This is a genomic window from Candidatus Cloacimonas sp. (assembly GCA_039680785.1).
In the GTDB taxonomy this organism is placed as follows: domain Bacteria; phylum Cloacimonadota; class Cloacimonadia; order Cloacimonadales; family Cloacimonadaceae; genus Cloacimonas.
Map to the genome: position 1 here is coordinate 1 of JBDKSF010000066.1, position 7,670 is coordinate 7,670.

Consider the following 7,670-nt stretch of genomic DNA (forward strand, 5'->3'; position numbering starts at 1 on the left):
TTTCCCAAAATAAGATAACCCTTCATATCTGAATGTGTTAGCCATATAGGTTGCCGTTATCGATTTCGGTTATCCAAATACTTGTTTCCTAATGGATTAACTAACGCTTCTCTAACACTTCCGTAACACTGCTCTAATCTCGTTACTGGATTGTTACGGAATTGTTACTTGGTTATAAGACAATCCTGCCAGGAAAAAGTAAGCCACAAATGGTTGCCATTAATAACTCAGCTGGCTTTGCTTTGCAAATTTGGTGACTTATGTCTCGCAATATCTTAGCTAAGGTCTTGCAAAATAAAGCGAATTATTTTTTTGGAACACTGCAATCTGTTTGGGGAACACTTATCATTTCAATAGGTAAGAAGGAAGATTATAGAATAAAGTTCCGTTAGGAACGATACATACTAACGACGGGTTTTAACCCGGCGCATTGTAGAACAAATAAATTAGTCCCAGCGGGACGACAGGTATTAACGATGGGTTTTAACCCGGCGCATTGTAGAACAAATAAATGAGTCCCATCGGGACGACAGGTATTAACGATGGGTTTTAACCCGGCGCATAAATATAGGAAGGTTGACTTCCTCGTCAACCACAACAATCAAACTATCAAGCTGTTATATAATTTAGCGGAAACATTATAATTTGGTTGTCCGGAGAACGACGAGGATATCGTTCTTCCTTTACATATTTTCTTACAGATTACACAGATGCCACAGATATGATTATAGAAACAAGGATGTTAGGGTTGAATTTTTAGCAACAATGATTTAAGGATTTTAGGATTAAGAGGATTTCTAATTTAAGTTTGGTTAGTTTCTGTCGTCCTGCTGGGACTTTTTTATTCATTTTCATTGCACCGGATTAAAATCCGTTGTTAGTACCTGTCGTCCCGCTGGGACTTTTTTATTGTATGTTGCTTTTTTCGAGGGGCTTACGCCACCATCGCTATGATCGTGACGCCCACAAGGGGCTTTATTTTGGAGATGGGATAAAAAAAGAGGATGATTGTGTCTTGCTATTTTCGAGGGGCTTACGCCGCCATCGCTATGATCGTGTCGCCCTTGGGGGCTTTATTTTGGTGATTGTGAAAAAAAGAGGATGATTGTGTCTTGCTTTTTTCGAGGGGCTTATGCCGCCATCGCTATGATCGTGTCGCCCACAAGGGGCTTTACAAATATCTTGATAATTAACAATTCATAAAAATAAATCCTCTTAATCCTAAAATCCTTAAATCCTTGTTTTTTAAAATCCAAACCTGAGATCCTTGATTCTGAACTTAAATCTGCGTGAAATATTTTCGGTGTTTTCGGTGGCTTATAAATAAATCCTCTTAATCCTAAAATCCTTAAATCCTTGTTTCTAAAAACTCTATCCTTAAATCCTTGTTTCTAAAACCCATCATTTTTTAGAGTAGCGTTTATCTTTTTCCCACACAAGTATTATTATAAAGCAGAAAGTGTCATATCCCAACCGAAAAATAGAGAGAGCGATTGCCATTCAGCCAAGATTGTCTTAATTCCGTTTTCCAGGCAACAATTTTTCCTTTATGCTGAAGAGTGACAAAGAGCAAATTATCGTCACTTGTGGCAAAAACGGTTCCGGAAGGGTTTGTGTCATCCATTTCAGGTAAAACGAGGGTATTAACTGTCTGCCAACTTTTCACTCCGGTAGAAAGCAGAAAGCGGTTGCGAGAATAGCGAAAAGCATTTTCCCAATAGAAACTGTTTTTATGCAGGTTCAGTTTATCTTCATAATTGTAACGGCATAATATAGAACAGCTTAGATGCTGATTCAATTCCTGCAAAATATAGCCCCGCAAACGATAATGAACAGGAAGTGTAGTTATATAGCTGCTATCTATGGCACTTACAATTTCTCTATCCAGGGAGGTAAATTGCAAATTGATAGCAGTGTCGGCTAACTTATAGGAAAGATATATTATACTGCGAGAATTCCAGTTAGGACTTTTAAGAGAGTGATTTTTGCGGATTAGAGCATAGCTCCAGCTAATATTTGTGTTCGGAAAGGGCTGAAAATCCCCATTCCAATCAATTTCCTGATTTTCTCCCTGACTGCTTAAAAGGTAGGGTTTAGCTGAATAAACAGGCAATTGTTTTCCTTGCCGGTAGGCATAGATAAGCTCTTGAGAGACATTCTGATAGCTAATTTTGGAACTAATTTGGCAAGCAATGTCATTGTTCAGAAAAGCACCTTCCGCGGATAATATAAGATTTTCCAATTCCGTCTGGGCTGAAAAAGTATAAACAGGCAATTTAGCATTCCAAAGCGAATCGGCAAAATCGCGGTTATAATTTTGTGCATAAGCCAAAAAGCCAAGCATACTTTTTTCCAACCGATATTCACAGCCGCCGGCATAGATATCTTCTTGCACGGAGGGCATTTCTGAATGAATCGTTTTAGATAAAGCATTTATTTTATCCTCTTTCAAAGAGGCATTTCGTTTCTGACCGGAAGCCAAGACAAAGGTGGATAAGTTGTTCATTCTGAATGTCAGAGCAGTTCCAAAAGGTGAAAAAGAGGAAGGATGAGCAGGTTTTTCAATGGTAAAAAGGGTTTTTGCTTTACTTTTTCTAAACACGGTTCCCAAACCAAAAGCCGGACGCAAGGAACCAAAATATATTTCAGCGCGGTTTTTCGATGTAGGGATAAATGCCAGCTGGAAATTGATTTGCTCCTCAGAGCCCTCCTCTTTAAATAGGTTCAGATTGCAGTGCAGATCATTTTGCCGAAGCTGAAAATCGGTAAGAAAATTATCGCTTGGAGCGCTGAATTTCGTTCTATTCTGAAGACCAAAAGGATATTTTCCACTTTCCAGTTCACTATAAATTTGTGTTAACCAGTTATCTTCTTGAGTTTCCGTTGCCAGTTCCAAAATTTCTTCCCTTTGAGCAAATAAGCTGAAACAACAGAAAAAAAGCATAATGAAGATAACAACAAAACCCTTCACCAGGCAGAACCCAAGTCCACAATGTGCGTCAAACCCAATTCCGTATGAGTTCTAACTGCATACATAACATTAACATTTCCAATTTGAACTTTTATTCCCAGCCCAAAACGCGCCGGTTCATTTTGCCAAGAACATTGAAGTAACAAAGGTTTGGCTATTATAAAGGAAGTTGCCAGACAGTAACTATCCTTTGCCTTTTCTCTAAAAGTATAGGCAGGCGAAATAAGAGCTGTCTCATTGGCTGGGATGGAACCCGAAAAAGTGAGGGCAAAATCATCCGTTTGTATATTGTTACCGCGAATTTCCGCTCCCCACCCTTTTTTCTGGTAAGCGAGGGCAAAATCGTTATACCAAGTAAGCCAGGACTCAGCTTCGATCTTTTCATAAATCAAATGTTGCGTTATTCCCAATCGCAGACCGGAAAAAGATGCGCTCAATGCCAAATATTCATCCTGCCAACGATAATCCGGATGATCAAGATAGGCAATTCCGGTTGCCAATATAACGGGTCTGATGGGAAAAGCACTATGCAGACCATAAAGGTTTAGATTATTGATGCCATAAGGTTGTTGCCAACTGAGGCAAATTCCGGTGGTTCCAATGAGAGGTGAAATAAGATAATCAGCCGGAGATGTTGATAAAATGGTTATTCCGGATAAAGCATTGGCGGATGCTGAATTATCCATTGTTATCGCGGCAAGGAAAGGACTAACGAATACAAATAATAAAAAGCAGAGGATAGCATTCCGAAAGTAACCCTCCCCTTTAAACATCATAGCAGCCAACAACTTCGTTACAAAATCGCTTATAATTTTAGTATAGATTGCCTTCGCTTTCGGGATCAAAGAAATGAGCTTTAACCATATCAAAGGTTATTTTCAATTCTTGGCCCATTTGAGGTAATTCCTTGGGATCAAAACGAGCTGTATATTCATTGTGCGCAGTAGTTAAGACAACATGATATTCATTGCCTAAGGGCTCTACAAAATCCACTTTAGTAACAATTTTTTGGGGAAATTCCGCCATAGCGTCAAAGCGTGAATCATAAATGTCTTCGGGTCGGATACCCATAATAATGGCTTTATTTTCGTAATTCTTTAAAATTTCTTCTTGGCGGGAAGTGAGTTTTACCAAATAATCCTCACTGGCAAAATGCAAAGCGCCTTCATTTCTGATTATTTTGCCATTGGTAATATTGATGGCGGGACTGCCTATAAAACCGGCTACAAATATATTAGCCGGGTCATTATATATTTTGAGGGGAGCATCAATTTGCTGAATAACTCCATCTTTCATAACTACGATTCTATCTGCCATTGTCATTGCTTCCACTTGATCGTGGGTAACATACAACATCGTATTGCCTATTGATTTATGCAATTTAACAATCTCGGCACGCATCGCAACGCGCAATTTGGCATCCAGATTGGAAAGCGGTTCATCAAAAAGAAAGACCTTTGGATTACGCACAATGGTTCTTCCCAAGGCAACGCGCTGTCTTTGTCCACCCGAAAGCTGACCCGGTTTCCGTTTCAGCATACTTTCAATGCCCAGTAATTTTGCCGAATCGTTTACTTTTTGCTTGATTTCATCTTTGGGCATTTTTCGCATTTTAAGTGCAAAAGCCATATTGTCAAAAACAGTCATATGCGGGTAGAGAGCATAATTTTGAAAGACCATGGCTATATCTCTTTCTTTGGGGGGAACATCGTTAACCAAAACATCGCCAATGTAAATTTCTCCCGAAGAAATATCTTCCAAACCGGCTATCATTCTTAAAATAGTGGTTTTTCCGCAGCCAGAAGGACCAACCAAAACTACAAATTCATTGTCTTCAGCCGTGAAAGTAACATCCTTAACGGCATGCACATTGTTATCGTAAAACTTATTCAGTTTCTTTACGGTTACTTTAGCCATTTAACACTCCTTGCAAAAAAATACTAATAACCGAGAATGAATATATGTCAAGCAATTCTTGCTGATTTATCAGCAGTTATTTTCTATAGAGCCATCATCTGCTCGATACATTTCTATCCGGTTGCGTCCGCCGGTTTTGGCAAGATAACAGGCCTGATCGGCAAAAGAAATACATTTAGTAAGATTGGTGGGCTGAATTCCTTTGTGAAAATCACAAGCAATGCCAATACTGATGGTAACGGTGATCATCTGATTGTGAAACATAAAAGACGATGCCTCAATTTTTTGGCGCAATTCTTCCATCAGAGAATAGCTCTGTTGGGGATCTAAATCAAAGAGAATAACGATAAATTCATCTCCTCCGTAGCGAATGATAACATCGCTTTTACGAAATTCGGAGCTAATGATGGCGGCAATTTCTTTTAAAACATAGTCCCCTGCCAAATGCCCGTAATTATCATTCACCAGCTTAAAAAAATCAATGTCAATCATACTTAAGCATACGGGAACATTGTGCCTGGCAGCCAAAACAATCATTTGAAGCAGGTTTCCTTCCAAATATCTTCTGTTGCGCAAACCGGTTAAGCTGTCCGTTAGCGATAATTCTTCCACTTTCTCATAGAGTTCTTCTATTTTATAGAAGTTGGTCTGCAAACTTTCCACATAAGCGCTGTTTTGTAAAGATGCCTGATTGCTAAGTTCTCGGATGCGAATTTCCCAAAAAGGCATAGCGGAAAAGTAATGTTCAGGATCGAGCTTTTCTCTCAAAAAGCGTGATAAACTGAGCAAACTATCCCAGCTTTTATGCAGAAAATAATTGGAATATTGATAGTTCTGGATGGAATCCTTGAAATTGGAAAGCACGCTGCAGTTATAATATCCGGCAAAAAAATAGAGTGAATGAAGCTGTTGCACATTCAAAACCGATGCTGGATACTTAATCAATAACCGCTGATAATCTATTTTTTCCGCAGAAGGAACCAAACGATCTTCCATCGTAAATAATTCATATAACACCATAGCGGTGTTTAGCGATTTCTGATCGGAAATGTAATCGTAAATCCTTAGTAAAAGGGTCTTTTTGATAATATTCTGTTTATGCCAGGAAGTGGAAATGAGCCAGCGAATAATAAAATTTATCGAGCTATCACTGCTATCTCTGTTATAGACCTCAATAATCAAGTTCAGATATGTTTTTAACAGTTCCGCGGGCTTGTTATGATGACGAAACATAGCTATCTGAGCAAGCTGAATCAACACCCAAAAACTCATCTGCTTTTTGTCAATTACTGGCTCCAGTTGCGTTAACAGTTCTTCGGCATTTTGATAATCGCCATTATCGGTTAATAAATAGAGTAATTGAAGCTGATCAAATGATTGCATAAAATCCTTTTCGGTATCCGGATTTTCCTGCGCTATTTTATTAATATAGGCATAATAAGGTGATTCAGTTGTGATGGGTAACTGGCTTAAGAAATTCAGATAATGATAAAATGTGCTTTCATGCGTGGTCTTTATTTGCAGAAAATAGTCCAGCAAAAATTGAATGAGTAAGCCGGTAAATTCGCAGAAAAGAGGATTATCGATGTTATCCGCACAGTCGGAAGTTACAATGTCGCTTATTTTCTCCAAAATCTGGTTGCGAGTATCGTCATCAGCCGTAATCAAGTCATTAGTCAATTGTTTCAGCTTTGTTCTTGTGTTTAGGTTCACATTAGTGAACAGAGCTATATCGTAAATGTGCGATTGACTACTTAGTCGGTTCATCATCTTTAGCGGGGACAAAACGAAAAACGGTTTCATCGGGTTTAGTGAATCCGAAATTTTCTCTGGCGGCTTTTTCAGCTGCTTCCGGATCTGTTTTCAGACGGTTATTTTCTTGTTCTAAACTATCATTCTGCGCCTTCAAAACTGCCGTTTCTTTTTCCAACTGTTCCACCCGGTGCTTTAATTTCCAAGTATTTAGAAAACTGTTGCTGGCTAAAAAAAGAATCCAGACAACCATCACGATTATTATTCCCCAGAAGACAAAACGCTGCGCAGGGCTCAGCTTTTTATTTTTAGATTTCATTACATCCCCAATTTAGCCAAAAATGATTTTTTAATATCTATTGCCTGATATGGGCACAGCTCATGGCAGCATAAACACTTAATGCACTGTTCTTTGTGAATATAAGGATGTTTAGCGTCCGGCAGAGTTATGGCTTTTACGGGACAGCTTTTTACACAAATTCCACAACGACGGCAGCGTTCACTTACCTCCGGATAAAAATAATAGACCTTACGAAATGCTTTTTGCGCAATGGAAGGAACATAACGAAGGGTCTTCTGGGTTAGTTTTACGCTCTTTATATCCGCATCGAGTATTTTATAGTTTCTAAACGAGGCAGGAATTTTAATATGCGAAGGCAAAATACCGTCCAATTGCAAAGCAGAACTAACATAGGGAACATCTTTTAGGTTAAAACCCATTATCCTGGCTGCCGTATAATCCAAAGCAGGAATAGAAGTTGAACCAAAAAGAAGTCCGAAATTTCTTGCTTTGCCAGCGGAGGGACCGGTTCCATCCATTCCCGTTATTCCATCTATGATACTATAAGTTATTTTATGGCTCAGGGCTCCATACAGGGCAACCAGCATATTGGCAAAACTTAGGGTGTCGGGATTTTCCCGGTGTAGCTCACTTTTCAACATTCCGGGGATAAAACCGTAGAGGTTTTTCAGGGCTCCGGTAAATGCCGTCAATTGATGGGTTTTATATTTACCGATGTTAATGACTATT

6 protein-coding genes are annotated in these 7,670 nt (G+C 39.0%); all 6 read right to left on the reverse strand.

The genetic code is table 11. From position 1 onward, the window contains the following. Positions 1–1,462: 1,462 nt before the first annotated feature. Positions 1,463–2,971 (reverse strand): hypothetical protein, encoded by a 1,509-nt coding sequence (locus tag ABFC98_04215; protein MEN6445233.1) that lies wholly within the window; start codon positions 2,969–2,971, stop codon positions 1,463–1,465. After that, positions 2,968–3,657 (reverse strand): hypothetical protein, encoded by a 690-nt coding sequence (locus ABFC98_04220; protein ID MEN6445234.1) that lies wholly within the window; start codon positions 3,655–3,657, stop codon positions 2,968–2,970. The genes ABFC98_04215 and ABFC98_04220 overlap by 4 nt, the downstream gene beginning before the upstream one ends. Before the next feature lie 127 nt (positions 3,658–3,784). Then, complete coding sequence (ugpC, locus tag ABFC98_04225; protein ID MEN6445235.1) at positions 3,785–4,888, reverse strand: sn-glycerol-3-phosphate ABC transporter ATP-binding protein UgpC; 1,104 nt, start codon at positions 4,886–4,888, stop codon at positions 3,785–3,787. Positions 4,889–4,957: 69 nt separating this feature from the next. Beyond that, positions 4,958–6,658: a GGDEF domain-containing protein gene (locus ABFC98_04230; GenBank protein MEN6445236.1), complete on the reverse strand. Its 1,701-nt coding sequence runs from the start codon at positions 6,656–6,658 to the stop codon at positions 4,958–4,960. Next, positions 6,639–6,959 (reverse strand): septum formation initiator family protein, encoded by a 321-nt coding sequence (locus tag ABFC98_04235; GenBank protein ID MEN6445237.1) that lies wholly within the window; start codon positions 6,957–6,959, stop codon positions 6,639–6,641. Before ABFC98_04235 ends, ABFC98_04230 begins: the two co-directional genes overlap by 20 nt. After that, a partial coding sequence (locus ABFC98_04240) for a DUF362 domain-containing protein (GenBank protein MEN6445238.1) occupies positions 6,959–7,670 on the reverse strand: 712 nt, incomplete at its 5' end. The genes ABFC98_04235 and ABFC98_04240, both read right to left, overlap by 1 nt.